Origin of the sequence: Mesorhizobium japonicum MAFF 303099 (assembly GCF_000009625.1) — a bacterium.
GTDB classification, from domain to species: Bacteria; Pseudomonadota; Alphaproteobacteria; order Rhizobiales; family Rhizobiaceae; genus Mesorhizobium; species Mesorhizobium japonicum.
Window position 1 is genome coordinate 161,138 of the sequence record NC_002679.1, and the last position, 24,664, is coordinate 185,801.

The 24,664-nt window shown below is 59.4% G+C and carries 28 protein-coding genes, 2 pseudogenes and 1 riboswitch; of the genes and pseudogenes, 18 read left to right on the forward strand and 12 right to left on the reverse strand.

The genetic code is table 11. The annotated features are described in order from the left end of the window. Positions 1-96: 96 nt before the first annotated feature. The 6 genes and pseudogenes from MAFF_RS35615 to MAFF_RS38750 form a co-directional block, all read right to left on the reverse strand. Positions 97-1,443 carry an LLM class flavin-dependent oxidoreductase gene (locus MAFF_RS35615; RefSeq protein WP_010915986.1) on the reverse strand — a complete coding sequence of 449 codons (1,347 nt, stop codon included), beginning with the start codon at positions 1,441-1,443 and terminating at the stop codon, positions 97-99. 49 nt (positions 1,444-1,492) lie between these two features. Continuing rightward, a complete protein-coding gene (locus tag MAFF_RS35620) occupies positions 1,493-2,239 on the reverse strand; it encodes an ABC transporter ATP-binding protein (protein ID WP_010915985.1) in 747 nt (248 codons plus the stop codon). Next, positions 2,215-3,096 (reverse strand): ABC transporter permease, encoded by an 882-nt coding sequence (locus MAFF_RS35625; RefSeq protein WP_010915984.1) that lies wholly within the window; start codon positions 3,094-3,096, stop codon positions 2,215-2,217. The genes MAFF_RS35620 and MAFF_RS35625 overlap by 25 nt, the downstream gene beginning before the upstream one ends. Positions 3,097-3,127: 31 nt before the next feature. Then, positions 3,128-4,180 (reverse strand): ABC transporter substrate-binding protein, encoded by a 1,053-nt coding sequence (locus MAFF_RS35630; protein ID WP_010915983.1) that lies wholly within the window; start codon positions 4,178-4,180, stop codon positions 3,128-3,130. A 291-nt stretch (positions 4,181-4,471) separates the two neighbouring features. Further along, positions 4,472-4,684, reverse strand: a complete 213-nt coding sequence (locus tag MAFF_RS38745; RefSeq protein WP_157866235.1) for a hypothetical protein — start codon at positions 4,682-4,684, stop codon at positions 4,472-4,474. 476 nt (positions 4,685-5,160) lie between these two features. Then, a pseudogene (locus MAFF_RS38750) lies at positions 5,161-5,327 on the reverse strand (MucR family transcriptional regulator); the annotation flags it as partial. Between the two features lie 245 nt (positions 5,328-5,572). Here MAFF_RS38750 and MAFF_RS35635 point away from each other — a divergent pair. The 12 genes from MAFF_RS35635 (at position 5,573) to MAFF_RS35685 (ending at position 14,373) form a co-directional block, all read left to right on the forward strand. After that, positions 5,573-7,531 (forward strand): putative bifunctional diguanylate cyclase/phosphodiesterase, encoded by a 1,959-nt coding sequence (locus MAFF_RS35635; protein WP_044552176.1) that lies wholly within the window; start codon positions 5,573-5,575, stop codon positions 7,529-7,531. A gap of 528 nt (positions 7,532-8,059) precedes the next feature. Further along, a complete protein-coding gene (locus tag MAFF_RS35640; protein ID WP_010915735.1) occupies positions 8,060-8,362 on the forward strand; it encodes a DUF982 domain-containing protein in 303 nt (100 codons plus the stop codon). Between the two features lie 137 nt (positions 8,363-8,499). After that, positions 8,500-8,748, forward strand: a complete 249-nt coding sequence (locus MAFF_RS35645; RefSeq protein ID WP_044552179.1) for a DUF982 domain-containing protein — start codon at positions 8,500-8,502, stop codon at positions 8,746-8,748. A 166-nt stretch (positions 8,749-8,914) separates the two neighbouring features. After that, positions 8,915-9,598: a hypothetical protein gene (locus MAFF_RS36780; protein ID WP_010915870.1), complete on the forward strand. Its 684-nt coding sequence runs from the start codon at positions 8,915-8,917 to the stop codon at positions 9,596-9,598. 66 nt (positions 9,599-9,664) lie between these two features. Continuing rightward, positions 9,665-9,883 carry a type II toxin-antitoxin system Phd/YefM family antitoxin gene (locus MAFF_RS35655; protein ID WP_010915749.1) on the forward strand — a complete coding sequence of 73 codons (219 nt, stop codon included), beginning with the start codon at positions 9,665-9,667 and terminating at the stop codon, positions 9,881-9,883. A gap of 28 nt (positions 9,884-9,911) precedes the next feature. Beyond that, positions 9,912-10,082 (forward strand): hypothetical protein, encoded by a 171-nt coding sequence (locus MAFF_RS39665; protein WP_157866236.1) that lies wholly within the window; start codon positions 9,912-9,914, stop codon positions 10,080-10,082. A 167-nt stretch (positions 10,083-10,249) separates the two neighbouring features. Then, positions 10,250-10,510 (forward strand): ribbon-helix-helix domain-containing protein, encoded by a 261-nt coding sequence (locus tag MAFF_RS35660; RefSeq protein ID WP_010915869.1) that lies wholly within the window; start codon positions 10,250-10,252, stop codon positions 10,508-10,510. A 57-nt stretch (positions 10,511-10,567) separates the two neighbouring features. Further along, positions 10,568-10,864: a type II toxin-antitoxin system RelE/ParE family toxin gene (locus tag MAFF_RS35665; RefSeq protein ID WP_010915748.1), complete on the forward strand. Its 297-nt coding sequence runs from the start codon at positions 10,568-10,570 to the stop codon at positions 10,862-10,864. A 272-nt stretch (positions 10,865-11,136) separates the two neighbouring features. Beyond that, the gene (locus MAFF_RS35670; RefSeq protein WP_044552182.1) at positions 11,137-11,424 is read left to right on the forward strand and encodes a gamma-butyrobetaine hydroxylase-like domain-containing protein; all 288 of its coding nucleotides are present in this window, start codon (positions 11,137-11,139) and stop codon (positions 11,422-11,424) included. A gap of 9 nt (positions 11,425-11,433) precedes the next feature. Further along, positions 11,434-13,170, forward strand: coding sequence for a fumarate reductase/succinate dehydrogenase flavoprotein subunit (locus MAFF_RS35675; protein ID WP_010915868.1), 1,737 nt, complete (start codon positions 11,434-11,436; stop codon positions 13,168-13,170). Between the two features lie 11 nt (positions 13,171-13,181). Then, a complete protein-coding gene (locus MAFF_RS35680; RefSeq protein ID WP_010915747.1) occupies positions 13,182-13,415 on the forward strand; it encodes a 4Fe-4S dicluster domain-containing protein in 234 nt (77 codons plus the stop codon). Between the two features lies 1 nt (position 13,416). Continuing rightward, on the forward strand, positions 13,417-14,373 hold the full coding sequence (locus tag MAFF_RS35685; RefSeq protein WP_010915867.1) for a HEAT repeat domain-containing protein: 957 nt from the start codon (positions 13,417-13,419) through the stop codon (positions 14,371-14,373). A 292-nt stretch (positions 14,374-14,665) separates the two neighbouring features. On the opposite strand, the gene MAFF_RS35690 is transcribed toward MAFF_RS35685, so the two are convergent. Continuing rightward, the gene (locus MAFF_RS35690) at positions 14,666-15,775 is read right to left on the reverse strand and encodes an IS110 family transposase (RefSeq protein WP_010915981.1); all 1,110 of its coding nucleotides are present in this window, start codon (positions 15,773-15,775) and stop codon (positions 14,666-14,668) included. A gap of 126 nt (positions 15,776-15,901) precedes the next feature. Continuing rightward, a complete protein-coding gene (locus tag MAFF_RS35695; RefSeq protein WP_010915980.1) occupies positions 15,902-16,306 on the reverse strand; it encodes a Crp/Fnr family transcriptional regulator in 405 nt (134 codons plus the stop codon). Between the two features lie 259 nt (positions 16,307-16,565). Between MAFF_RS35695 and MAFF_RS41070 the strand changes: the two are divergent. Continuing rightward, positions 16,566-16,828: pseudogene (locus MAFF_RS41070) on the forward strand (hypothetical protein). Positions 16,829-16,871: 43 nt separating this feature from the next. Here MAFF_RS41070 and MAFF_RS35705 read toward each other — a convergent pair. Further along, positions 16,872-17,159 (reverse strand): hypothetical protein, encoded by a 288-nt coding sequence (locus tag MAFF_RS35705; RefSeq protein ID WP_010915771.1) that lies wholly within the window; start codon positions 17,157-17,159, stop codon positions 16,872-16,874. 120 nt (positions 17,160-17,279) lie between these two features. On the opposite strand from MAFF_RS35705, the gene MAFF_RS35710 reads away from it, so the two are divergent. From MAFF_RS35710 to MAFF_RS35730, 5 genes are all read left to right on the forward strand, one after another. After that, a complete protein-coding gene (locus MAFF_RS35710; protein WP_044552188.1) occupies positions 17,280-17,471 on the forward strand; it encodes a hypothetical protein in 192 nt (63 codons plus the stop codon). 137 nt (positions 17,472-17,608) lie between these two features. Then, positions 17,609-17,926, forward strand: coding sequence for a hypothetical protein (locus MAFF_RS35715; protein ID WP_157866237.1), 318 nt, complete (start codon positions 17,609-17,611; stop codon positions 17,924-17,926). 308 nt (positions 17,927-18,234) lie between these two features. Then, positions 18,235-18,324, forward strand: a riboswitch (glycine riboswitch). Positions 18,325-18,462: 138 nt separating this feature from the next. Then, positions 18,463-19,701, forward strand: a complete 1,239-nt coding sequence (locus tag MAFF_RS35720; protein WP_010915866.1) for a D-amino acid dehydrogenase — start codon at positions 18,463-18,465, stop codon at positions 19,699-19,701. 38 nt (positions 19,702-19,739) lie between these two features. Next, on the forward strand, positions 19,740-20,171 hold the full coding sequence (locus MAFF_RS35725; RefSeq protein ID WP_010915734.1) for a GlcG/HbpS family heme-binding protein: 432 nt from the start codon (positions 19,740-19,742) through the stop codon (positions 20,169-20,171). 189 nt (positions 20,172-20,360) lie between these two features. Further along, positions 20,361-21,530, forward strand: coding sequence for a M24 family metallopeptidase (locus MAFF_RS35730; protein WP_010915865.1), 1,170 nt, complete (start codon positions 20,361-20,363; stop codon positions 21,528-21,530). 59 nt (positions 21,531-21,589) lie between these two features. Here the strand turns inward: MAFF_RS35730 and MAFF_RS35735 are convergent, their stop codons facing one another. From MAFF_RS35735 to MAFF_RS35745, 3 genes are all read right to left on the reverse strand, one after another. Beyond that, positions 21,590-22,774 (reverse strand): glycine C-acetyltransferase, encoded by a 1,185-nt coding sequence (locus MAFF_RS35735; protein WP_010915979.1) that lies wholly within the window; start codon positions 22,772-22,774, stop codon positions 21,590-21,592. A gap of 66 nt (positions 22,775-22,840) precedes the next feature. Beyond that, a complete protein-coding gene (locus MAFF_RS35740; RefSeq protein WP_044552194.1) occupies positions 22,841-23,800 on the reverse strand; it encodes an aminotransferase class IV in 960 nt (319 codons plus the stop codon). 207 nt (positions 23,801-24,007) lie between these two features. Further along, on the reverse strand, positions 24,008-24,463 hold the full coding sequence (locus MAFF_RS35745; RefSeq protein ID WP_044552195.1) for an Lrp/AsnC family transcriptional regulator: 456 nt from the start codon (positions 24,461-24,463) through the stop codon (positions 24,008-24,010). Positions 24,464-24,664: the final 201 nt, after the last annotated feature.

Below are 24,664 nucleotides of genomic sequence, written 5' to 3' on the forward strand. Positions count from 1 at the left end.
CCGATAGGCTGCTGTCTTGCATTTTGATCCCTCCTGGCTGCCTCGACATTGTCAGCCGCGGGACACGAGCATGCGTGTGCTCAATCCGGAGGTAGCTCAGGCGCTCGCCTTTTGCGGCCGGCTGAATGTATTTTCCGGGCGCGGCAGACCGAAATGGTCCCGCAGCGTTGCGCCGTCATAGTCGTGCCGGAAAAGTCCGCGGCGGCGCAAGATCGGCACCACCTCCTCGGGGAACACGTCGAACCCGCCCTGCAGATAGGGCGGCATGACGTTGAAGCCGTCCGCGGCGCCATTGTCGAACCATTCCTGGATCTTGTCGGCGATCTGGTCGGGCGTCCCGGCCTGGACCCAATGCCCGCGGGCCCCGGCAAGGCGGTGCAGCAACTGGCGGATGGTTGGGTTCTCGCGCTCGATGATGTCGAGGACGACGTGGAAGCGGCTGCTCGCACCGCGCTCGCCCTCGACGCTGATCAGCTCGCGCGGAAATGGTCCGTCCAGATTGTAGCCGGAAAGGTCGGCGTCGACGATGCGGCGCAACTGGTCAAGCGAATATTCCGGCTGCGTGAGCTCATTGAACTCGTCATGCAGCGCGCGGGCTTCCGCCTCGGTCGAACCGATGAACGGGCTGATGCCGGGCAACACCTTGACGTGGTCAGGGTTGCGGCCAACCGACTTCACGCGCGCCTTGATGTCAGCGTAAAATTCCTGCGCGTTGCCAAGTGTCTGATGGGCTGTGAAGATCGCCTCGGCATAGCGGCTTGCGAACGATCGTCCATCTTCGGACGAACCCGCCTGGACATAGACCGGGCGCCCCTGTGGCGAGCGCGGGAGCGTGAGCGGGCCTTTCACCCGATGGTATTTGCCGATGTGGTTGATTGGGTGGATCTTGTCGGTGTCGGCAAAGATGCCGGACGCCCGGTCCGAGACGAGCGCGTCGTCCTCGCAACTGTCCCAGAGCTTTGTCACCACATCGACGAATTCGCCTGCGCGTTCGTAGCGGTCGGCGTGGGTTGGATGTCGGTCAAAGCCGAAATTCAACGCTGCCGACGCATCGCCGGTCGTGACGATGTTCCAACCGGCGCGCCCGCCGCTCAGATGATCGACTGAGGCAAACAGCCGGGCCAGGTTGTAGGGTTCGTTATAGGTGGTCGAGGCGGTCGCGATGAAGCCGATGCGTTGCGTCACGGCGGCGAGCGCCGAAATCCATGTCAGCGGCTCCAGCCTGAAGCGGCTTGCGTAGCGAATGTTGTCGGCGAGCGCAGGGCCATCGGCAAAGAACAGCGCGTCGAACTTGCTCGCCTCGGCCTTTTTCGCCAGTTCCTGGTAATAGGCGATGTCGAGCACTCTCTCAGGGGCGGACTCCTTGTAGCGCCAGCCGGCTTCATGATGGCCGCCAGGATAGATAAAAAGGTTGAGGTTCAACTGTCGTTGTTCGGCGGGCATGTGTTGGTCCTCCTGGGGGGATGGCTCTGAGCGAAAGGTCCTCGGCCCGTCAGACGGGCAGCACGGGCCTTGTCTCGACGCCGAGATGACGCAGAAGTTCGGAGCGGATCTCACCAAACCGGCGATGGCCATGATCGCGTGGCTTGGGGATATCGATTGCGATGTCGGCGGCGATCGCGCCCTTGTCGAGCACCAAAACCCGGTCCGCCAGCGTCACGGCTTCGTCCACATCATGGGTGACCAGCAGCACTGCCGGCTGGTGACGGGCGCAGAGCTGGCGCAGCAGATCGTGCATGCGCAGGCGGGTCAGCGCGTCGAGTGCGCCGAACGGCTCGTCCGCCAGCAGCAGATCAGGATCACGAACCAGCGAGCGCGCCAATGCCACCCGTTGCTGCTCGCCACCAGAGAGTTCGACCGGCCATGCGGTCTCGCGACCGTTCAAGCCAACCTCCTCGAGAGCGGCCCGTCCGCGTTCGGCGGCGTCGGGTAGGTCGAGGCCAAGAACCACATTCTCGAGCACGCGTTTCCATGGCAACAACCGGGCATCCTGGAACACTACCGATTTCTTGTCGGGTGTCTCGAGCCGGCCGGACCCGGACACCTTGTCATCGAGATCGGCGAGCGCGCGCAACAATGTACTCTTGCCCGATCCGCTGCGGCCGAGAAGGGCGACGAATTCTCCCTTCTCGATGTCGAGGCTGAGGCCGTCGAGGATGGTTCGTGGCCCGAAACTCCTCACAAGGCTTTCGACCCGCACCACCGGCGCGTCCCTCAATCCGCCAAGGTGCGACGCCATGCCAGCGACCTTTCCTGAAAGACGCGGACGATGCCGTCGCAGCCGAGCCCGAGCAATGCGTAGACGGCGAGACCGACGATGACGATGTCGGTCTGGCCGTAATTGCGCGCGAGATCGATCATGTAGCCGATGCCGCTGGTGGCATTGACCTGTTCGACCACCACCAGAGACAGCCAGGCATAGGTCACCGCCAAACGCAGGCCAAGGAAGAAGCCGGGAAGGGCGCCCGGCAGGATGACCTCGCGGATGAATTCGCCGTATCCCATCCGCAAGGTCTGGGCCAGTTCGACATAACGGCTGTCGATGCTGCGCAAGCTGCTATGGGTCTGGATATAGATCGGGATCAGCACAGCCAGCGCGATGGCCGTCACCTTCATGCCCTCGCCAATGCCGAACCACAGCATCAGCAGCGGGATCAGGGCCAGCGTCGGGATCGCCCGCTTGATCTGAACGGGGCCGTCGATGATCGCCTCGCCAAGCCGCGACAACCCTGAAATGAGAGCCAGCACAGTGCCGATCAGGACACCGAACGCCAGCCCCTGTGCCGCCCGCCAGGCAGACGTCATCAGATGATCCTGAAGTTTGCCTTCGGCGATGAGATCGATAGCCGTGCCGACAACCGACCAGGGCGCCGGCAGCGTCCTTGGATCGATCAGGCCGGCGACACTGCCAAGGGACCAGATCACGAGAAGAAGTGCGGGCCCGATCAGCGCGCCGAACGGGATCGGCCGCCCAAGCGCCAGGCGACGCCTCGTCCCAGTCTTGCGGGGTTTTACGGCGGGCGGGATCAACGCCCTCTCATCAGATGCATAGCCAATGTTGGCGGCAACCGCGGCGGTATTGGAGAATGCGTTCATCTGCGTCGTCTCCAGTTTGGGGAAGCAGGAGTCAGGACGCGTTCAGCGCGCTTGCGGCGATCGTCTCGAAACGTCTGTCGAAAAGATCCTGGGCCTTGATCGTGGGCCTGTTCAGTTCCTTGGCCAGGAGATCGATCGTCGCCTGTTGGCGTACGATCACATCGTTCCAGTTGGACGGGATGTCGAACTGTCCGTCGGCGTCGACGAGATACTGGCCATCTTCTGCGTTGAGGCCCTGGGTGGCGACGTAGTAGCCCTCGACCCACTCTTTGGGATGTTCCTGCACCCATCGGGTCGCAAGTGCCCAGTAGCGCACATATTCTCCGAGAGCGGCAGCTTTGGCTGGGTCGTCCAGCACCGCCTGTGGCGCATAGAGATGCTCTGGATCGTCACGCAAGCCATGCGGGATGGTGGTAGCGCCGTCAGCACCATACTGGTGCAGATAGTGCTTGATGAGAACGCCTGAGATCGGCGCGACGTCGACCTGCTTGCCGGCGAGCGCCACCGGATAGGCATCGCCTTTGCTGGGCAGTTCGATGAGATTGACATCCTCCTTCTTGAGGCCGGCGGCCTGCAGGACCCTCAGCACCAGCGCGCCTTGTGCCTGGCCGGGGCTGAAAGCGATCCGTTTGCCGCGCAAGTCCGCGAGCGTCTTGACATCGACGCCCGGTGCAATCCCGAGTTGATAAATCGGGTGCGCTACAGGATCCTTGCGGAACTTCGCGGCAATGATCTTGACCTTGAGCCCGGTCCAGGTCGCGTGGATGGGCGGAATATCGGCGACCGATCCGACGTCCAGCGCATCGGCGCGAAAAGCTTCGATTGTCTGGGGACCGCCGCTGATATTGGCCCACTCCACCTTGAACGGCAGTTTGTCGATCAGGCCCGAGAGTTCCAGCGCCCTTTGCGTCTCGGGATCACCGATGCGAAGCACCGTGCCCTCCGGAATTGTGGTCGGCAGCTTACCCGCGTCCGGACTACCCGCCAGAGCCCCGAAAGGGGCGGATGAAGCGACCAAGGTCACCGTAAAAGCGGCCACGAGGGCGCCGAACTTCCTTCTCGAAAATCTCTCCACAGCTGACATCCTCGTCTTGCTCCTATTTGCTCCTACTTTCGCTATTCAGTATGTCTATCATTTATGTAGACGATAAAGTATCGGATGCTGTTCTTCGTCACCCGAGGGAAACGCTGTTCGTCTCCAATGCTCATTTGGGGCACGTGAAGCTCAAACGGCGACGAAGATCGAAGCACTTGTCGGGTGCTGGCATTGCCCCGCATCGGCCGGCGAACTCGCCGCTGCGTATAGGACGAAGCCGATCACCACCCGCCTATTTGCCTTGAGCAGCCGGACCCCGCGGCAAGGACCGAGCTTCCGCTAACGCTCACATTTGTTCGGTATTCCAGCGATGCATTCCTCGAGGCGCTCCAGGCGGAACTTCGTATTGCGAAGTTCATGTCCGGTTTCGAAACGTCGATGGCGTCCTTGAGGTGTGGTCGCCATGAGGTCGCGCTCCAGTTCGGCAATGCGCGCACGCATTTGCCGAGCCTCGTCCTGACGCAACGCCTTGATCCATCCACGTCCGCGCATCGGTCTTCCTGCTAGCACCCAAAAGCCATGGTCGGTTGTGCCACCCGAGGCCCTAACTTCCGGCAAGCCGAAACGCTCTAAATTTAACTGCCGCTGTTTTAGCAAAACAAAAGCTGCTCTTGGGACTCTACCGACGCGATTGGCGGCACGATCGGCAGGATCAGCGTCAGATCGCGTCTATCCCCGTTCACAAACAGACTACGCAATTTACAGCTGGCAGCCTCGGCATGGCTCGCTGAGAGGCCTGCATCCTGGCAAGAGCAGGAAGGACGCAGCAAGTTCAGATATGTTCACGGCCGCTCGATACGGCGTGCGAGAACATGGCTCAGCCCGGCGGCAGATTGTTGCAGGCCGTCGTGAATCCCATGCGAAACCCGGCTGCTTGCGGTAAGCGGGTCGGTCGCCGCCTTTTTCATATTCTGCGCGGATTATGCCAGTGGCTGGCGCGCGCAGGGACGAACCTCGATAGACGAAAACTAAGAGGCGACCTCCTTACGGCTCCGCTTCGCCGGCGCCGGCGTTTCAGGCTCTTTCGGTTTGCGTCCGAGCCCATCGTCTTGGCCAATGCCGAGCGCGCCGCGGTGTAATTCGGCGCGACCATGGGATAATCCGCCGGCAAATGCCACTTGGCGCGGCGGTTGTCGTTGAAAGCAAATACAGCCCGGCAGGATTATTGCGGTGCTCGTTCGCTGGCAAGCTTCGGTCAGTCCCACCTAGCCGTATCCAAGGAACAAACCTGAGCTGCATTGCCGAGTATCTCGGCGACGGCCGACAGGGACAACGGAAAGGTAAAGGATTTGCGGTTGAAATTTACTTTTTCCGAATTGTTCGGTGCTAGGGGACCGACCAACACGCAGCTAACTACTCTACTGGGGGAGTGAAAGAGTGATGCAGCGTCTGTCTGCCGCAAGGCTCGGTGACCTTCTGGCGGGAGACCTGCGTGTTTTTGGTGGGCCCTCCACGATCGAACCGCTCGCCGGCCGCATCAGGGCGGAGCAGGTCAGTATCGTGCTTCGCAACACGCCTCTTGGCATGGTTGCGAACATACTCAATGCGGTCACTTTTGTTATGGCGGTTTGGGGTTCGCCCGACCAGACAAAAGCCATCCTGTGGGCGAGTGTCATCATCGGCGCCGCTGGGTTCGTCGGCCTAAGAGCGAGATCATCGTTTCAGTCGGTCAAACCAAGGTCGGTGTCTCGCCGGACAACGCAAAACCTGGTGCGCAACGCATTCCTGTTCGGCACTTGGTGGGGCGCACTTCCCGTTCTGTTCTTCGGCGCGGCAACAAATGCCGCCCAGGTCGTCATCACCTGCCTGAGCGCGGGGATGATCGCGGGCGGCGCCGCGTCCTTTTACACGATTCCTATTGCGGCCATCGCGTATACGCTACCGATCTTCGTCGGTTCGGCGGTTGCGATTGTGTGGATGGAAGGCGCCGTCAATCTGCCCGTCGCAATCCTGATAGTAAGCTACGCCATCACGCTGTTTCGTGCAGTGCTTGCTCACGCGTCCGAATTTACCCAAAGCTTCATTCTGCAAACGGAAAGCGAAAATGCCATTCGCAGGGATGTCCTAACGAGTTTGCCAAACCGGTTCAGCTTCAACGAGCGGTTGGAGAACGCGTTGGTGGACGCAAGGCAGTTTGACCAGCACTTTGCGCTGCTTTTGTTCGATCTTAGCAATTTCGACGAGGTGGATGATCACTTTGGCCGGGCAATGGCGGATGCCGTTTTGGTCGAAATGGCTGCGCGACTTCGCAAATCGACGCGGGAGAGCGATGGCATTGCCAGATTGGAGGGTGGCGAATTTGCAATAATCGCTGCGCGCGATATCAGGCCAGATCAAATCGGGTCCTTGGCCAAACAGATCATAGATGTCATGCGCGCTCCTTTCTTGATCGAAGGCCGCGAAATTTATTGCAGGACCTCTGTCGGTATCGCTTTGGCGCCCACTGACGGGTTGGATGCTAACCAGCTCTTGCGGTGCGTCGACACCGCGCTGCACAGGGCCAAGACTCTGGGGGCGGGCTCCATCCAGTTTTTCAGCGCGAGCGACGATGACGCTGCCGCAAGGCGCAATGCCCTTGAACGCGATCTGGCATCTGCACTCGCCAACGACGAGCTTTGGCTCGCCTTTCAACCATTTCTCGACCTCGGGAGCGAACGCATCCGAGGTTTTGAAGCACTTCTGCGATGGCAGCATCCGACCCTTGGCGCGATCCCTCCGTCGGAGTTCATACCTATCGCTGAAGAAACCGCATTGATTCACACCATCGGGCATTGGGCCGTCAAGACGGCTTGCCTGGCAGCAGTGCATTGGCCGCGCGACCTCCGGGTTTCCGTCAATCTGTCGGCGGTCCAGCTTAAGGATAAGGCGTTATTGGATGGAATAGTAATGGCCTTGTCCGAGACTGGCCTAGAGCCAAAGCGACTTGAGGTCGAGATCACGGAATCGGTTCTGATCTCGGATTTTGAAGACGCTATTTCATTGTTACAATCGTTGAGTTTTCTGTCCGTCACGGTTGCCCTTGACGATTTTGGCACTGGCTTTTCATCCCTGACATATCTTCGCAAATTGCCTCTTTCGCGGCTCAAGATCGACCGGTCTTTTGTCCAGGATATGCTAGCCGATGCGGACTGCGCCGCGATTGTAAGATCATTGGTTCAGCTGGCGCATGAGCTTCGAATTGAGGTAACGGCCGAAGGCGTGGAAACTCCCGAGCAGCTCGACTATCTGCGCCGTGTCGGATGCGATGAAGCTCAAGGCTATTTGATCGGCAAACCTGTCCGGATAGACGACATTCCTGGCATTGCCGCGAAGCCGTTTGGTCTGGAGCTAAGTAATTGAATCGCAGGACCCGGCATCTTGGTGCGATGGCCTGGTTGTCTCGTACCCCACGTTGACGGCCGCCTTACTGAGGTAGACCGAAGGCCGAAAGTCCTGGTGCAAGCACTGACGTGACGAAGCATCCGATCGAGGTGGTCACCACGTCGATCGTCGCTGGCGCGGGTCTCGGGAGAGGAGAGGAGTGGCTGATCGCAGCGACGTTGAGATCGGGGCTGTAGCTTTGAAAGTTGCGTGATCGGCCGGCACTCCCGTGAGCCAGGTTTTCCGGGGAGGTGGGCGCCGCATCCTCGTGGCGGATCGGGGCCGGACGATATATCGAACAGATCGGCCGGAATGGTGGGAACGGTGTATTTTGCCAACTGGTGAGTCGGTTGCAGCAGCTTGTTTGGAATTGGCTTGCTTACCTACCTTGGGGCATCACGCCGTCTCTTGAACCGTCAATACCCTGACAACACATTCTGCGATGGTCGGCGGGGGTCGAGGAGGCGCCTGCAAGCAAACCAGCGTTCAGCAGGTCCGGAGGAACGAATGAACCTTGAGGCTTTCAGCAGCCCAGTTTTCGTGAAGCGCGCAGCCTACATCGTGCAGGAGATTGCCAGCCTTGCGGACGCTATCGATTTCCTCAATGAGTGGCCAGAAGATCGCAGAGACCCGATCCACGAAGCCGCCCTCAGGACATGCTATGACGCATACGACGGGCGAAAACCTGTAAGCGTAGCGCGCAATGCTTTTTTCGACTTCGCAAAACGGGCCGCCATATTGGAAGATGCAGTTTCCGCCATGCAGTGGCTCGCTGTCTGCAAATCGGGTGGTGGAAAAGTGCAAGTCTAGGCATCAGCAACGTATGCGGGGCTGGCGCTAGGCACGTCGAGAGGGCATTGTATCGACTTTCACGATGCAGCGGAACGGCTCGGCTCGGCAAACAAGGCGGGGGGCTTGTTGCGGCACGACCGGATTTGGGGGCAGGGATGAGCGGCTTGAGCAGATTTGAGAGGCCGGTCGTTGTCCAGGTTAGCCCACACAGCTCAGAGCGCATCGTGGTCGACGTCAACGACGCGGCCGCTATCTTGCTCCGCGGTCTTCAACGGCAGACCTTGAAACGCAAGGTAGCCATGGACGCCTGTCTGCAGGTGTTGCGTGGTGAGGCTCATCCGCCAGCTGCTCGAAGAGCTTTCGTCGCAGCCGCGCTCGAAGCAAAGATCCTGCGCAGCGATTAAAGCTGGATGCTCAGGATTTTCTCCTTCGCATCGCTGCTGGCTGCTTTTTGATTGGCGAGGCGATCCGGCTGTCCGCTCATACGCTTTGTTCAGGGCCATGACCTGAGTTGGGGCCTTCCAAGCGCCGATTTGGCTGGTTAGAGTTTGCAGGGGCGCGAACAACCGGATGACGAACGCGATGATGCTGGAAAAACTGCGCGCCTGTTGGGGGTTTACCCCGACCGTCGATAGGAACGTCGCCCTGGTGGATGGTTTTCTGAAGGGCAAGCGCTTCGCCGACCTGGCGCAGGAACATGACTTGTCGACATCGAGGGTGCGCCAAATCATTGAGAGGGCTGATCGGCTCGTGGGCGGCGGCATCCTGACCGAGGCCAAACCGTCCAAGGGCTCGCCTCGAACCCAATTCATGGTCGACTATCCGTATGTGTGGAAGCTGGCTGAGATGTACCGGCTCGGTAGCGTCACGCCGCACCATTTCTTTGCGGAGTTGGAACGCGCTGGATCGCTGGAGCGGCTCGTTGACAAGATGAAGCGATTACCCGGGGGCGCCCGAACAATACGTGAGCTGGCGCGCCTCGTGTGGCAAAAGGAGAGGGGCGAGAGCCCGTGGCCTGCAATGAAGCGGTCAAGCATTGCGATCGTGCAACCAAGCTGCCCGGTAGACCATCCGAACCGTGGCCTTCAATGCCAGCTCGCCTTGGAACCGGCCCTCCAGGACTTGATTGAGAGCGCGGCGGGATCAGGCTGGACCGAGGACGAGATTGCATACGCGCTCCTCGAGCTCGCCGGCGTGCGCCTCAAGGGGCAGCTACCGAGCGGGGCGTTGTTGGATCGGGATAGTGCTTCCTGAAACAATGAATTCAGCCATATTGGGGAAAACAGCTGTTTCACCTGTTTGGGGTAAGGGTGGAGAGTTATGATGACCCGCTTTACGCTAACCGACCTCGGCAACAAATCCGGCGAGGTGGTCGAGGCGGCATACCGAGGGCCTGTTGAGATCACAAAGCGCGGCACGCGCAAGTTTGTGCTTCTGACCGCTGAACACTTCGATCGATTGTCGGAACGAAACGCACAGCGGCGTATTGTGTCGAAGACCTCAAGGGAGCTGAGCGTGATGAAATTTTCGCTGGCCTGAACGCCGTCACCTCGAGGGATAACGGAGAATGACTGAACCCGAACACGGCCACGTCATTCTCTATTCCTACCTGTGGCGCGAGAATTCGATCGCGTGGCCGAAAGGCTCGGACGACTTGCGTGATGGTAGTTGTCGCAAGCAAGGATGGCCGCACGCGGCCTCTGCTTTTAAGGGCGTCACTCTGAAAGGAGTCGTCTGACGCGCATCAAGCCTTTGAAAAGCGGCCAGCGAGGGGAGTGAGGGCGCGCTGGCCACCGGGCGATCTGTTCGCTGGCCTCTACGAGTAGCCCTCTAGCGCCACTGTAGCAAATATTGACAATATTTGTCACACTCCCCATAATTCTGGAGGAAGAAAAGGATTGGCTCATGGCCGCAGATAATAGCATTCATGTCCGCGTCGGCGGGCAACTCCACGCCCATCTCCAGCAGCAGATTGGCGAGAACGGCCTTTATGAAAACGCGAGCGAATATATCCGCGCCTTGATTCGCCGCGATCTGCAGACCCGCAATGAAGCATGGGACTGGCTGAAGAGGCAGCTTGAACCGGGCCTAAGGGCTGACGAAAGCGAATTCAAGGCCGTGTCGGCCCAGGATGTCATTCAGCGCAACCAAAGCCGAAGCCTCTAGGCATGGCAGGGTTCTTGTTCTACCCGCCAGCGGACGCGGCGCAGGACGGGATCTGGAATGATACCGTTGAGAAATGGGGCGAAGCGCAGGCCATCCGCTACATACCTGCACAAGCACCTGCAGACCCTTTCCGAAACACCTGCGCTCTGGCGAAAGCTCCCCGGCAACCTGGCGATTCCGGCCGATTTGAAGCTGGACGCCTATTTCAGCCACCACGGCCGTCACTACGTGTTCTTTCGGAAGCTTTCCGGTGACCGGATCGGCGTCATAAGCATACTGCATGATCGAATGGACGTGCCTGTGCGGTTGGCCGAGGATCTCCAGGCCCTGCAATCGCGATCCGAAGACAGGTAGTTGGCCCAGTCGGCGGAAGCTTCGATTTTTGCGCCACCGGCGGCCGCATCGAGCTCTTGGTCGCTGCTGCAAGCATGGCTAACCTACCCTTATCACTCCCCGGCAACGGATTCGCGAGATTGCGTGGCTGATCGACGTCCAAACCTGTATGCGCGGCCGTATGGTAGCAAGCCGGACTTATCGCGGGGTCAATAAGCAACTGCAGGCAGGCAATTTATTGCGTGTCCACGTTCCGCGGCTGCCTAAGATGGGGCGAACCATCAGGGAACGCCGTGATACCTCTTGAAATTAAGGTCACTGCCGCGCGCAGCCTTCTCTCCGTTGCATGGGATGACGGTGCGGTCTCGCTGATCCCAGCCTCCACGCTGCGGGCACGCAGCCGCGCTGCACAGGAGGTGCGGGCGCACATCGACGGTAACAAACGCTCGTTCGAGACCGTCACCGTGACGAGTGCAGAGGCGATCGGTTCCTATGCCATACGTTTGGTTTTCTCCGACGGGCACGACCGGGGCATCTATCCCTGGAGCTATCTGCGCGAAATCGCTGATTCCGAGGCTTGAGGAACGAGAATGGACAATTTTGTGGAAGGGCTGTCGGAAGTCAGCTGCGATGTGCTGGTGATCGGCGGCGGCACTGCCGGACCGATGGCGGCGCTCAAGGCGAAGCAGAAAAATCCTGCTCTGAAGGTCGTCCTGCTCGAAAAGGCCAATGTGAAGCGTTCGGGAGCTATCTGCATGGGCATGGACGGACTGAACAACGCCGTCGTTCCAGGATATGCGACGCCCGAGCAATACACCAAGGAGATCACGATCGCCAATGACGGTATCGTCGATCAGGCGCCGGTCTTTAAATATGCCTCGCGCTGCTATGATATTATCCAGGAACTTGACCGTTTCGGCATCCGTTTCCAGAAGGACGCCAATGGCGATTTCGACCTGAAGAAGGTCCACCATCTCGGAACCTATGTGCTGCCGATGCCGAATGGCGATACCGTCAAGAAGGCGCTCTATCGGCAGATAAAGCGCGAACGGATATTGGTCTCAAACCGCTTCATGGCAACGCGCCTGTTGACCGCCAAGGACGGCAGGATCGCGGGCGCCACTGCTGTGAACACGCGCACGGCTGAATTCCTGGTACTGCGTGCCAAGACCGTGATCCTGTGCATGGGCGCGGCGGGCCGGCTCGGATTGCCGCATTCCGGCTATCTCTTCGGAACCTATGAGAATCCGACCAATTCCGGTGACGGTTATGCCATGGCCTATCATGCGGGCGCCGCGCTCGCGAATCTCGAATGCTATCAGATCAATCCGCTGATCAAGGACTACAACGGCTCGGCTTGCGCTTACGTTGCCGGTCCGTTCGGAGCCTATACCGCCAATAGTGAGGGCAACCGCTTCATCGAAAGCGACTACTGGTCGGGACAGATGATGCAGGAATTCTACAACGAACTACAGTCCGGCAAGGGGCCGGTGTTCCTGAAGCTCAACCACCTTCATGCCGACACGGTCAGCGAGATCGAAGAGATCCTGCACAAGGTCGAGCGCCCGTCGCGCGGCAGGTTCCATCAGGCGCGGGGCACCGATTACCGCGAAAAGATGATCGAGATGCACATCTCCGAAATCGGCTTCTGCTCGGGTCACAGCGCGTCGGGCGTATTCGTCGATGAATTTGCCCGCACCACGGTGCCGGGCCTCTACGCTGCGGGCGACATGGCGAGCGTGCCACACAACTATATGCTCGGCGCCTTCACCAATGGAGCCGTCGCCGGCGAGCACGCTGCCGAAGTCGCGCTGGAAACCAGCCTCGCGGATTTCGACAGCGAGTTCGTCCGGGCGGAGCGCGAGCGCGTGTTGGCACCGACGCGGCGTGAAGACGGCATCCCGCCCAACCAACTGGAATACAAGACCAGGCGGCTGGTCAACGACTATCTGCAGCCGCCCAAGGTGACGGCCAGGATGCAGATCGGCCAGGCGCGGCTCGCCGAGGTCAGGGATGATCTCGAAACCGCCCTCGTCGTACGCAACGCCCATGAACTGATGCGTTCGCTCGAAGTGTCGTCCATTCTCGACTGCGCCGACATGGCGGCGCATGCCTCGCTGTTCCGCACGGAGAGCCGCTGGGGGCTCTATCACAACCGCGTCGATTATCCCGAAAAGGATGACGACAACTGGTTCTGCCATACGCTTCTTCGCAAGGTCGACGGCCGCTTGGTTTCTGAGAAGCGGCCAATCCAACCCTACATCGTTCCGATCGAGAACGAGGAGCGGACGGCCTATGACCGTCTGCGCGTTTCCAATCAAGCTTGACGAGGAAAACCATGCCGCTTGCGCTTTCACCCACGGCCGTTCCCGTCGTCGTGGACGAAACAAAATGCATCGCCGACAAAGGCTGCACGGTCTGCGTCGATGTCTGCCCGCTGGATGTCCTGCGCATCAGCGATCTCACTGGCAAAGCCTATATGAAATTCGACGAGTGCTGGTACTGCATGCCGTGCGAGAAGGATTGCCCGACTGGCGCTGTCACCGTCAGCATCCCCTATCTGTTGCGCTGACATGACTGCATTCGATCCCTTCGAAGATTTTGGCGACACCGAGGAAATCGGCGAGCGTCTGAACGATGCAGACCCGGCCGTGCGACGGCTTGCCGTGATCGACCTTGCCGAGACCGCGAACGCGGATGTGCTGCCGCATCTGCTGACCGCAGTTGCCGACCCCGACGCGACAGTGCGTTTGCAGGTGGCGATCGCACTGTCCGAGTTCGACACCGTTGAGGCGGCTGCGGGCCTTGCCCGCCTGGCGGCGGATCAGGATTTGACGGTGGCCCAGGCAGCAGCCGATAGCCTTGCTGAACTGAAGGATCCGGCGACAGCCGACTCCATTTTGCCGCTCGTCAGTCATGGCCGCGCCTTCGTCCGGGCTGCGGGTTTTCGCGGGCTGAAAGCGTTGCGTTCGCGTGGGGCACTCGCCCCCGCTCTGGCGGCGATGCGGGATGAAGATGCCAATGTGCGTGCACAGGCGCTCGGCGTGGTTGCCTATCTCAAGCTGGAAGAGACCTTGCCGTCCCTCATTGCCGCGACGCGCGATGCTGAAGCCATCGTTCGGTCGGTTGCGGTCAACGCCTTATCCTTCACGAGCCAGCCCGCCGCAGCGGCCGCCGTGACAGCTGCCCTCGACGATGAGAACTGGCAGGTACGGGCCGCGGCGGCCGATACGCTCGGCCGTATCGGCCAAACCTCGGCCGTCGACGGACTGACCGCCGGCCTTTCCGACGAATATTGGCAGGTTCGGCAAAAATGCCTGAATGCGCTTGGCAAGCTCAAGGCGCAATCGGCAGTACGGCAGATTTCCGAGTTGTTGACGAGCGACCTGGCCTCGCTCCGCAAGGAGTCCGCGGCGGCGCTGGGTGAAATCGCCGATCCATCGTCGCGGGCTGTCCTCATGCACCATATCGGCGACGCCGATCCGGACGTGCGCAAGACCGTTTGCTGGGCGCTAACGCGCCTCGGTTAGTCTCTCATGTTCCCTGTCAAGGGTTGAAGGCAAGAAGGCTCGCCTGCTTGGCAGGTTTGCGAAGCAGTCGGATCGGCTGAAGCTGCACAGGGCTGGGGGTGGAGCTCAGAGACGACGGTTGATCAGACTCTCATCCGCGGGTTGGGTACCGGCCTTCCGTGTTTTCGTCTCGGGGCTGTCCTCGGTCTAGAGGGCGGGCGTCGGGCGCATCGGCTCGGCCACATAACTAGCGACGGGAATTCCCCACCGTGGCCCCACCCCAGCACTGCGCAGCAGGTTGGGTCGAGGCCGGCTATGACGGCGCGACCTCCCGGCCGATGGCCCACAAGAAGGCGGCCATCTCGCGTGCGATCGCAGCCACGACCACCGGCGGCTTCTTGCCGGCGGCGCTGAGGCGACGATAGCGGGCGCAGAGCCGGACCTGCCCCTTCCAGGCAATATCGCGGACAGCCTTGGGCAGCCCCTCGAGCCGGGCCCTCAGGGTCTCGCTGACCCTGGCAGGATAGCGATAAGTCCATGCCGCTTCGACCAGGGCGCGGCGGGCGCGTCGATTGCCGGCGAGCGTCAGGCTCGACCGGCGAACCGTGTCACCGGTCGAGCGCTCCCCCGGGACAAGGCCGAGAAAGGCCATCAACTGCGGCGGCGTATCGAAGCGACGCACATCCCCAATCTCGGCCGCAAATATCACTGCGACTAGGAACGAGGCGCCGCGCATGGCCTGATAGGCCTCGACGACCCGCGCCATGGACCAGGTTGGCACGACGGCGCGCAACTGCTCGTCCAGGCGGTGGAGTCGCTGAGCCGCGTCCTCGATCGCGTCGATCTTCTCCTGGAACACGATCTGCTGCGCGGTATGCTCGAAGCTCTGGTGGGCAAGCCAGCGCCGGTGCGCCAACGTCCAATGACCGCCGTTCTCGTAGATCCGCCCATGGCGCAGGAGGAAGGAAAGTAGCTGCTGGCGTTTGCGGCGCAGGTCGTCGGCTGCGGCTTCCCGGGCTCGCACCAGATCGCGGACAGCCTCGTGGACCACGTCCGGCACCCACACCCCGCTCAGTTCGCCCGCCCGATGCAGCCGCGCCAGCGTCACCGCGTCCCGCCGGTTGGTCTTGACGCGCTCGCCCGGTCGCTTCGGGATCAGGGCCGGCGCAACCACCATGCAGTCGTGTCCAAGATCGCGGACCTGCCGGCACAACCCGTAACCCGTCGGCCCAGCCTCGAAGCAGACGTGCAGTCGATCATACTTTTTTCCCAGCTTCTTGATCGTCCGCTCTATCGCCGCCGGACTATTCTCGATCTCGCCGACGAACCGGACGTCGCCGGTGCGGCCGCCCTCCGCGATCGCAACCGCGTGCTTCTTCTTGGCTACATCAAACGCGACAAATGCTTCGCTATACTCTCCCATGGCGCCCTCCGTGCGTGAGGATCGGCTCGGCCCATCCGAGCAACCCTCGTCTTTTAATCGCACGAAAGGGCGGGCCACCGATCTCCGCCTCGGAACATGACGTCTAGTGGAAGCCGAAGCGCAGCCTCACCCCGCCGCGCGCTTCGAAACCATTTCCATCAACGTGTGAGGGCGTTCGATACGGATATGGCGCGGCGTCACCGTCACCAGCCCTTCCTTCTGGAAGCGCTTCATCATCATCGTCACCCATTGGCGTGTGGAGCCAACCATGGCCGCAATCTGGTCATGCGTCACCTTGGCATTGATGACGATTGCCTTTCCATCGCGCACGCCATGAAGGCTGCCGAGATTCATCAGGAACTGCGCCAGACGTTCGATCACCGAACGGGTGCCCAGCATCTGAGCCATCGCCGAGTAGCATCTGCCTTTCGCCGCAAGCCCCTGCAGAAGGCAGAGCGCAAAATTCGGAAGTTCGACGACGAGCTTCCTCAACGCATTGGCCGGTATGAACAGCATCCGGCATTCACTCAATGCTTCTCCCGTCTCGCCGTCGGTCCTTTCTCACCCAGATCATGATAGGAATAAGGAACCTATTCCTATCCGTCCAGCGTATGTTCCGTTTCTGTTCGCGTTAATTAGGGCGATCAGATATGGCAAACCGCTTGCACGAGTAAGCCCAGCGCTGCTTTGACAGACACGCAACCGTAAATCGGCTTCGTTCTGGGATAGCCCGCTCGTAAGATAAGAGCCAACGAGAGGATGATCAGAGATGTCCGGTAGCCAGCGACTAATGAAGGCGAGCGAGATTCCTGCCTTCGTCGACCAGGTGATCGAGCTCGGCTGCGACATCTGCGCCATCGGCCACTGGGCTACGTACTCGGTGACCATGAGGAGATGGGGGCGGGGGCCGAAGATCTCCAACGTATATGTGAAGAGTTCGGCGATCGTGACTTTTTGCTGCCGGAGATCGTTGCCTACCTGCGCTCGATTGGCCGGTACATGGAGCCCGCCTCGCCAGCGACACATTGGACCGAAAATCAAAGGACACACTAGGGGAACGAGGGTCGAAGCGGTAGCGGGCAAGCTCGCTTGAGTGCTATGCCCATCCGACATGGTCCTTTTTGGAAAGTCTCAGGAACAGATCGAACCAGAACCGGTATTCAGGATCTTCGCCATTGCCGGACGCTTCGAAGGCGCAATAGGCGACGGACGTAATAGGGTCTTTGCCATGCCGGTGGGTCGCCGCTTCTATCGCCTCACCGTCAGCAAGCCCCTCCCAGCCCTTTACAACGCTGTCGTGATTTCCCACACCGATGTCCTCAACTGTCTGGGAAAACATATGCCTGATCTGGGCCTGCACAATGCGTTTGCCTGCGCCTAGCATCAGCTTCAAATGTCGGATGAATCCAGGGGAGAGAGCGATTAGCCGATCCGTCCAACTTGGCGCCGATGGTTCGGCGACTTCCAGAAAAGCGTTGAGGCCCTGGCTCTGCAGGACATCGATTTGACCGAAGCCGACAAAGCTGAACTGAAGTCCACGGCTTTGGCATTGTTCGGCCGTCTTCAGTCAGAGCTCGATTCCGCCCTGGTGCTTATCGACGCCAGGCGGGAACTGGCCTTCAGGAACGCCTGCAGGTCAGTCATCGATTGTGCCCTACACCTGTATGCCGCCGAAACCGACCCCCAATACGATTAAAAGAGGACGACGAGCACAGCAGGCGATCCCGCGCCAAACGGCATCTGGCTGTCAATGAAGGCCGACTACCGAAGGAGCATGCCAGTGTCCTCAATGAATTCATCAAGCGAATGCACGGCCCCAAGCAGCGCTTGCTAGTGTCCGATATTGACTCGCCCGTGCCAAGACTCAGCCACGTCTACCGCGAAATATCGGCCGATGCATTGCATGTAAGCTGGACGTCGCTGCATCGTCACGTTTTTACGGACAAGGACGGTGACGTCCAGTTGACGCTGGAGCCCAAGGTGGGGAGGGACGAGCTTGAGGAGGCGGCGTCCACCCTCGCGCTTTCCTTGCTTTTCGCAATGCGCTCGCTCTTGATCATCTTGCCAGAGATCTCAGTAACGTATAATCTCCAAGGCATGTTCGTGAAGTACAAGAAAATATACAAACGGGGATTGCAAATAGTCGCATAATCTGAATTATGGAACTGGCGGGCTCATAAATAAAACAATAGCTTAGTGCTGATAATATCCATTATGTTAAATCTAGACCGATTGGCCGGCAGCACTGCCTCCGCTCAGCTTTAGCCGAGCTGATCTCATCTAGGTGCGATGTCAAACCGCTTACCAGCGCGCCAGGACCACTCTGAACCGATTCGTTGAAATTGGGCACGTTGGGCTCATATCAGTCAAAAACACTGGAAAAATGGTCCGTCCATTTCAGCACGGCCGCGGAAATGGCGATCAACGGCATGGCCTATCATCGTATAACTGCGGTGTTCAAAGGCTGGACGGGAGAGATCGGCTACTGCCGACGCCGACGGAGCAACCCCCCAAGGAAACTCTCAGGCAAAAGTGACCGCACCGCCGAACGATCTGGAGAGAGACGCCTCGAGCGTCCACCGAAGGGGAAAGCCGGCAGGCCCGGTTAAGCTCTCAGGTAGCCGAGACAGATTTGGGGATTTCGCTGCGGGCCAACCTCGCACCCATTGCACTGCTCGGAGTTCAGAATGCCCAAAATTGTTGTGATTGGCGCCGGAATTGCCGGTGTATCGACGGCTTATGCGTTGTTGGAGCAAGGCTACGACGTCACTGTGGTCGAGCGGCGACGCTATGCCGCGATGGAAACGTCATTCGCCAACGGCGGCCAGCTGTCGGCAAGCAATGCCGAAGTCTGGAATCACTGGTCAACCGTCCTCAAGGGCATCAAGTGGATGCTTCGGCGGGATGCGCCGCTCCTCATGAACCCTACCCCGTCGTGGCACAAGTACAGCTGGCTGCTTGAATTCGTATCCAATATTTCGCGATATCGTGAAAACACGATTGAAACGACCCGCCTGGCTATCGCTGCCCGAAAGCACCTCTTCGAGATCGCTGACCGTGAAGGCATCGACTTTGATCACGTCCGTCGCGGGATCCTGCATGTTTACTGGGACAAAGACGGCTTCGACCATGCGTTGAAGGTGAATGAGATGCTGAACGAGGGCGGCCTCGACCGGCGATCGGTGACGCCCAGCGAATTTGCCGGGATTGAACCTGCCTTGCATGGCAAGTTTTATGGAGGGTTTTACACCCCGTCGGATTCGACCGGCGACATCCACAAATATTGCGCGGGCTTGGAGAAGGCCTGCACAAAGCGTGGCGCCCAATTCATCTATGACGCCGCAGTGACCCGCATTGAACGCCGGGATCGCTTTAACATCGTTTGCGCAACGGATGGCGCCGATCAGACGCTGGTAGCCGACGGGATTGTAGTGTGTGCGGGAACAAATAGCCGCGATATCGCTGCGATGTTCGGGGATCGCATCAATATTTATCCGGTGAAAGGGTATTCCATTACGGTGGAGTTGGACGGGGCTGCGGCAGATTCCTCCGCGCCTTGGGTAAGCATTCTGGACGACCGCGCAAAAATCGTGACCAGCCGGCTCGGCGCAGCTCGGCTGCGGGTGGCAGGGACCGCAGAGTTCAATGGCGTCAATTTCGACATCCGCGAAGATCGCATCAGACCCTTGGTCGACTGGACGCGGATGATGTTCCCGAAAGTGGCGACTGAACACGTTGTGCCGTGGGCAGGGCTTCGACCGATGATGCCGAACATGATGCCGCGGGTCGGCAAAAGCCGGGTTCCGGGTGTCTTCTATAATACGGGTCACGGGCATCTAGGGTGGACGCTTTCTGCCGCAACATCGGCCATGCTGGCCACGGTTGTGGCCACGGATCTTCCGATTGATGCTCGTTTGGCAGCATAGAAGAAGTCCCTGCTTGCAAGCTCAAAGGAGAATTGAATATGACCAAACTGACATTGGAAGTCGCCAATTCCATCATTAATCGGGCGTGCTCTACAGCAAGCGGAAAAGGTCTCAAGCCCTTGAGCGTCGCGGTGTTGGATGCTGGTGGCCACTTGGTCGCGTTCCAGAAGCAGGACGGGGCTTCGATGCTCCGCTTTGAAATTGCATTCGGCAAGGCATACGGAGCTTTGGCCGTCGGTTTCGGTTCACGCTGGCTCGACAAAGCATCAGCCGACCGCCCTCACTTTGTAGCCGGACTCACCTCTATATCAGGTGGCAAGATTGTGCCCGTCCCCGGGGGCGTCCTGGTGAGAGACCAGGCCGGTCGGTTGCTTGGTGCGGTAGGGATTACTGGAGATACATCCGACAACGATGAAGCAGTGGCCGTGGAGGCCATCGAGATTGGCGGTTTGAATGCTCAAGCGGCCTGACTCAGGCAACTAGGCAAGGGTTTCGAGTTCGTCGGGCAAGAGACGCAGATCTGGCGGCCGATCAGGCACATTTGAAATAGCGTCTGCTCCGTCGGCGAGAATTTGGCATCTTTCGTGCACTGAGCGCCTTTAGATTGGTGGGCAGATGCAGCCGCCAGTGTCGAGAACGTTTGGATAGAGGGTTACAGAATGGATCAGCAAGCTTCCTACGGCTTTGCGCCGTCTGAGTTCGAGGAGCGTGTCGCCAGGGCTCAGCGGTTGATGGGCCAACATCGCCTGGACGGCCTGTTGCTCACTTCGATGGACAATATCCGGTACTTCATCGGTGTCGATTCCACATTCTGGGAGAGTTACACCCGACCTTGGTTCGTATTGGTGCCTGCTACCGGGGTTCCCCTTGCGATCATTCCGGAGATCGGAAGGGCTATCATCGAGAAGACGTGGATCAAGGAAATCAGATCCTGGCCTTCGCCTCGGCCCGAGGACGAAGGCACATCTCTCGTTGTCGCTGCGATATCCGACCTGCCCCGTCGACACGGGCGAGTCGGAGCTGAGCTTGGTTTCGAACTGCGACTGGGGATGCCGGTAACGCAATTGAATGCGATCATCGGTGATCTGAAAAGCGTTGAGATTGTGGATGGCGCGAGCCTCATTTGGCAGCTCCGCATGATCAAGAGCGCGGCCGAGATCTGTAAAATCAAGAAAGCTATCGACATCGCGGGCGCCGTATACGCTCAGGTGCCCGATTTCGTTAACATCGGCGATACTGAACGTACGATCCTTCGGGAGTTCCGTGGTCGCTTGAATATGGGCGGCGCCGGCGCTATCCCGACCCTCATTTGCAGATCCGACGTCGGCGGGCCTTTCGAGATTACGGGCGGGCCAAGGGACCGGCCAATCGCTGATGGCGATCTGCTCTTCATCGACACGGGCACGACCTTCGACGGGTATTTCTGCGATTACGATCGCAACTACCAGGTGGGCAGGGCGACAGATGCCCTACGGTTTGCCCACGAGAAGGTGTGGGAAGCGCACGAGATTGGGCTTCAAGCAGTAACAGCAGGGGTTACGGCCGGATATGTGTTTGAACAGATGGCCAAGGCGCTTTCGTCCGGTGGGACGGACCTCAACAGCAACGGGCGCATGGGGCATGGACTTGGTTTGCGGCTGACCGAACCGCCGTCAATTCGACTGGAGGACAATACGGTGTTGCAGCCAGGCATGGTGCTCTGCATTGAGCCTGCCTTGGAGTACGAGCCCGGTAAAATCGTCCTGCATGAGGAAACAGTCGTGGTCACTGAAGGAAAGGCCCAACTGCTCACCCTTCGGGCGCCGAAGCAGCTAGCCCAGATACGCTGATGGGGTTCCTTTCTTTCACCGAAGCTCTGTTTGGCGACGAGGTAGCTAGCGACCGCCGGTCATATGATCGAAAGCTCCCTTGCAACCTCCGCAAACGCCTCAACCGCACGGTCAATGTCGGCAGTGGAATGCGCCGCCGACATCTGCGTGCGGATCCGTGCCTGCCCCTTGGGTACCACCGGAAACGAAAAGCCGATCACATAGATGCCGCGCTTCAGCATGCGGGCCGCCATTTCCCGCGCCAGCGTGGCATCGCCCAGCATGACCGGAATGATCGGGTGGTCGGCGCCGGCCAGCGTGAAGCCGAGCTTGCCCATCTGCGACCTGAACCGTGCCGCATTCGCATAGAGGCGTTCGCGCAAGGCGTCGCCATTGCGGATCAGCTCGAACACCTTGATCGAGGCGCCGGCGATCGCCGGCATCAGCGTGTTGGAAAACAGATAGGGCCGCGAGCGCTGGCGCAGCCAGTCGACCACTTGGCTTTTGCCCGATGTGTAACCGCCGGATGCACCGCCGAGCGCCTTGCCGAGCGTTCCGGTGATGATGTCCACCCTGCCCTCGACGCCGCAATGCTCGGCCGAGCCACGGCCGTTCTTGCCGACGAACCCGACCGCATGGCTGTCGTCGACCATGACCATGGCGTCGTATTTGTCTGCGAGATCGCAGACTCCCTTGAGATTGGCGATGATGCCGTCCATCGAGAACACGCCGTCGGTGGCGATCAACCGGAAGCGGCAATCCTTCGCTTCCTTCAGCCGCGCTTCCAGATCAGCCATATCGTTGTTGGCGTAACGGAAGCGCTTGGCCTTCGACAGCCTGACACCATCGATGATCGAGGCGTGGTTCAGCGCATCCGAGATGATCGCATCTTCCTCACCAAGCAGCGTTTCGAACAGGCCGCCATTGGCGTCGAAGCAGGAGCCATAGAGGATGGTGTCTTCCAGGCCGAGGAAGGATGAAATCGTCGCCTCGAGCTGTTTGTGTTCCTCCTGCGTGCCGCAGATGAAGCGCACCGACGCCATGCCGTAGCCATAACGGTCGAGCGCCTGGGTAGCCGCTTTTCGCAGGTCGGCGCTGTCGGCGAGGCCGAGATAGTTGTTGGCGCAGAAATTGAGCACCTTTTCGCCGCCGACCTCGATCTCGGCCGACTGCATCGAGGATATGACCCGTTCGGATTTGTAGAGCCCGGCCGATTTCAGGCCGGCAAGCTCGTTCGAGAGATGAGAAATGAAAGCGTCGGTCATCGGCAGACTCACGGCAGCACAGCCCTCCCCGCACTGGGGAGGACCTCTCGGCAGTATGTTGCGGTACTATGCGTAATTTACCGCTGTCGACCATGCGGGATCAGCATGCTTCTCCCAATACAGGTCTGCCAGCTGGCGTGTTAGAGCGCCAACCTTGCCGTCGCCTACAACGGTTTCGTCAATCTTGGACACCGGCATGATCCCGCCTGCTGTAGACGTGATGAAAACCTCATCGGCGCCCTTCAGTTCGTTGCGATCAATGTCGCCGGCGCTGACGGATAGGCCCAGTTCGTCGCACAGATCAAATACGGTCTGCCTGGTAATGCCGGCAAGGACACCATAAGCCGGCGTCTTCAAGCGGCCGTCTTTGACGGTGAAAACGTTAAAGCCAGGCCCTTCGGCAATGTTGTCGTTGATGTCGACGATCAATGCAGTTTCGGCACCATAGTCGTACGCATCGAACAGGCCCTTCACCAGATCGAGCCAGTGATAGTTCTTGATGGTCGGATCGATCGACTTGGGCGGGATCCGGACAGTGTTGCTGATGGCGACATGCAGGCCGCGCTCGAGCTGCTCCTTGTTGGCAACCGACCCGAAAGGCACCGCGAATGCGATGAACCGGTTCTCCGACTGGCGCGGGTCCCGGCTAAAGGTGGGCGAGCCACCTCGCGTACAGATCATTTCGACATAGGCCGACTTGTGTCCGGAGAGCGCTACACAGGTCGACAGGATCTTTTCGATCTCACTGCGGTTGTAGGGAAGCTTCATGCGGAGCTTTTCCATCCCGCGGAAGAACCGGTCCACGTGCAGATTCAGCCTAAAGAACCTCCCGTCCCACACATGAACGGTATCGTAGGTGGCATCGGAATGCAGAAAGCCCCAGTCCAGAACCGACACCTTGGCTTCGGACATCGGCAGGTACTGACCATCCATGAACGCCACGCCGTGAGGATACTGTCGTTGATCCTGGTGCCGTTTTTCTATGGCTGGGAGCGTCGTTGCAGGTTCGGCTGCTGCAATTGTCATTCCTGAGTCCTCCAATCTTGCAATCTCGCATAAGCGCATCACCGCCGCAGCGGCTCCGGACCGGCTGCACACCGCGCGTGGCCGCCTTTGGTACGGCCGCCGGAACAATTAAATCGCAGACTTCGATGGATTGATTGCGATCAAAGTAGCGGCTCCGCCGCAATGGACGCTTCAAAAATTGGATGGAAGTGAGGGAAACGCTAGAGCTTACACTAGCACCCGTGGCTCAAATTTTACTCGGTCCAGCGCAATCATGCTCTTGAACTTGCGGACGTTCGGATTTGTATAGAGCTTGGTTTTCACAAAAACGTCAAAGTCCTCGACGTCTTCCACTGCTACAATAAGAACGAAGTCAGCATCACCTGTCACCATATAGCATTGAGTAACTTCTTTCGCCGCCCTCATCGCTCGCTTGAAGTCGTCGACAAGATCCAGACGCTCACGATCGAGCTCCACCGTTACGACCACCGTCAGAGACTTCCCGAGCGCTTTGGGGTCCACCAAGGAGATATCAGCGGTGATAACACCGTCGGCCCGTAACTTATTCACGCGGCGCATGCATGAGGCAGCTGAGGATCCCACCAGGTCAGCCAACTCGGCGAATGACAACCGGTTGTTCTTTTGCAGGGCTCCAAGTATGCGCCGGTCAAGGTCATCCATCATTTTAATACCCTAGAGGCGAATCCACGATTGCGCAAAGCGATCCGAAACGCTCGTTGCAGGATCTGACGCTCGATGAAACGTTACCCCACTTGAAAGGTGTCACTGTTGCAATCGTCGCGGAAATGCGACGGTTCATTTCACACGGACGCAAATTTCGCCCAAACCATTTCAAACGCTTGGGGCATTCTGCACATGGTACAA

Excerpts from the sequence above, each read along its gene's own strand:
- MAFF_RS35665 (WP_010915748.1), top strand. The coding sequence starts at position 10,568 with ATGATACCGTTGAGAAATGGGGCGAAGCGCAGGCCATCCGCTACATAC.
- MAFF_RS38745 (WP_157866235.1), bottom strand. The coding sequence starts at position 4,684 with ATGCGCGGACGTGGATGGATCAAGGCGTTGCGTCAGGACGAGGCTCGG.
- MAFF_RS35620 (WP_010915985.1), bottom strand. The coding sequence starts at position 2,239 with ATGGCGTCGCACCTTGGCGGATTGAGGGACGCGCCGGTGGTGCGGGTC.
- MAFF_RS35615 (WP_010915986.1), bottom strand. The coding sequence starts at position 1,443 with ATGCCCGCCGAACAACGACAGTTGAACCTCAACCTTTTTATCTATCCT.
- MAFF_RS35680 (WP_010915747.1), top strand. The coding sequence starts at position 13,182 with ATGCCGCTTGCGCTTTCACCCACGGCCGTTCCCGTCGTCGTGGACGAA.
- MAFF_RS35640 (WP_010915735.1), top strand. The coding sequence starts at position 8,060 with ATGAACCTTGAGGCTTTCAGCAGCCCAGTTTTCGTGAAGCGCGCAGCC.
- MAFF_RS35655 (WP_010915749.1), top strand. The coding sequence starts at position 9,665 with ATGATGACCCGCTTTACGCTAACCGACCTCGGCAACAAATCCGGCGAG.
- MAFF_RS35635 (WP_044552176.1), top strand. The coding sequence starts at position 5,573 with ATGCAGCGTCTGTCTGCCGCAAGGCTCGGTGACCTTCTGGCGGGAGAC.
- MAFF_RS35660 (WP_010915869.1), top strand. The coding sequence starts at position 10,250 with ATGGCCGCAGATAATAGCATTCATGTCCGCGTCGGCGGGCAACTCCAC.
- MAFF_RS35720 (WP_010915866.1), top strand. The coding sequence starts at position 18,463 with ATGCCCAAAATTGTTGTGATTGGCGCCGGAATTGCCGGTGTATCGACG.
- MAFF_RS35725 (WP_010915734.1), top strand. The coding sequence starts at position 19,740 with ATGACCAAACTGACATTGGAAGTCGCCAATTCCATCATTAATCGGGCG.
- MAFF_RS35705 (WP_010915771.1), bottom strand. The coding sequence starts at position 17,159 with ATGCTAGGCGCAGGCAAACGCATTGTGCAGGCCCAGATCAGGCATATG.
- MAFF_RS35630 (WP_010915983.1), bottom strand. The coding sequence starts at position 4,180 with ATGTCAGCTGTGGAGAGATTTTCGAGAAGGAAGTTCGGCGCCCTCGTG.
- MAFF_RS35745 (WP_044552195.1), bottom strand. The coding sequence starts at position 24,463 with ATGATGGATGACCTTGACCGGCGCATACTTGGAGCCCTGCAAAAGAAC.
- MAFF_RS35685 (WP_010915867.1), top strand. The coding sequence starts at position 13,417 with ATGACTGCATTCGATCCCTTCGAAGATTTTGGCGACACCGAGGAAATC.
- MAFF_RS39665 (WP_157866236.1), top strand. The coding sequence starts at position 9,912 with ATGACTGAACCCGAACACGGCCACGTCATTCTCTATTCCTACCTGTGG.
- MAFF_RS35730 (WP_010915865.1), top strand. The coding sequence starts at position 20,361 with ATGGATCAGCAAGCTTCCTACGGCTTTGCGCCGTCTGAGTTCGAGGAG.
- MAFF_RS35625 (WP_010915984.1), bottom strand. The coding sequence starts at position 3,096 with ATGAACGCATTCTCCAATACCGCCGCGGTTGCCGCCAACATTGGCTAT.
- MAFF_RS35740 (WP_044552194.1), bottom strand. The coding sequence starts at position 23,800 with ATGACAATTGCAGCAGCCGAACCTGCAACGACGCTCCCAGCCATAGAA.
- MAFF_RS35675 (WP_010915868.1), top strand. The coding sequence starts at position 11,434 with ATGGACAATTTTGTGGAAGGGCTGTCGGAAGTCAGCTGCGATGTGCTG.
- MAFF_RS35645 (WP_044552179.1), top strand. The coding sequence starts at position 8,500 with ATGAGCGGCTTGAGCAGATTTGAGAGGCCGGTCGTTGTCCAGGTTAGC.
- MAFF_RS35690 (WP_010915981.1), bottom strand. The coding sequence starts at position 15,775 with ATGGGAGAGTATAGCGAAGCATTTGTCGCGTTTGATGTAGCCAAGAAG.
- MAFF_RS35735 (WP_010915979.1), bottom strand. The coding sequence starts at position 22,774 with ATGACCGACGCTTTCATTTCTCATCTCTCGAACGAGCTTGCCGGCCTG.
- MAFF_RS36780 (WP_010915870.1), top strand. The coding sequence starts at position 8,915 with ATGACGAACGCGATGATGCTGGAAAAACTGCGCGCCTGTTGGGGGTTT.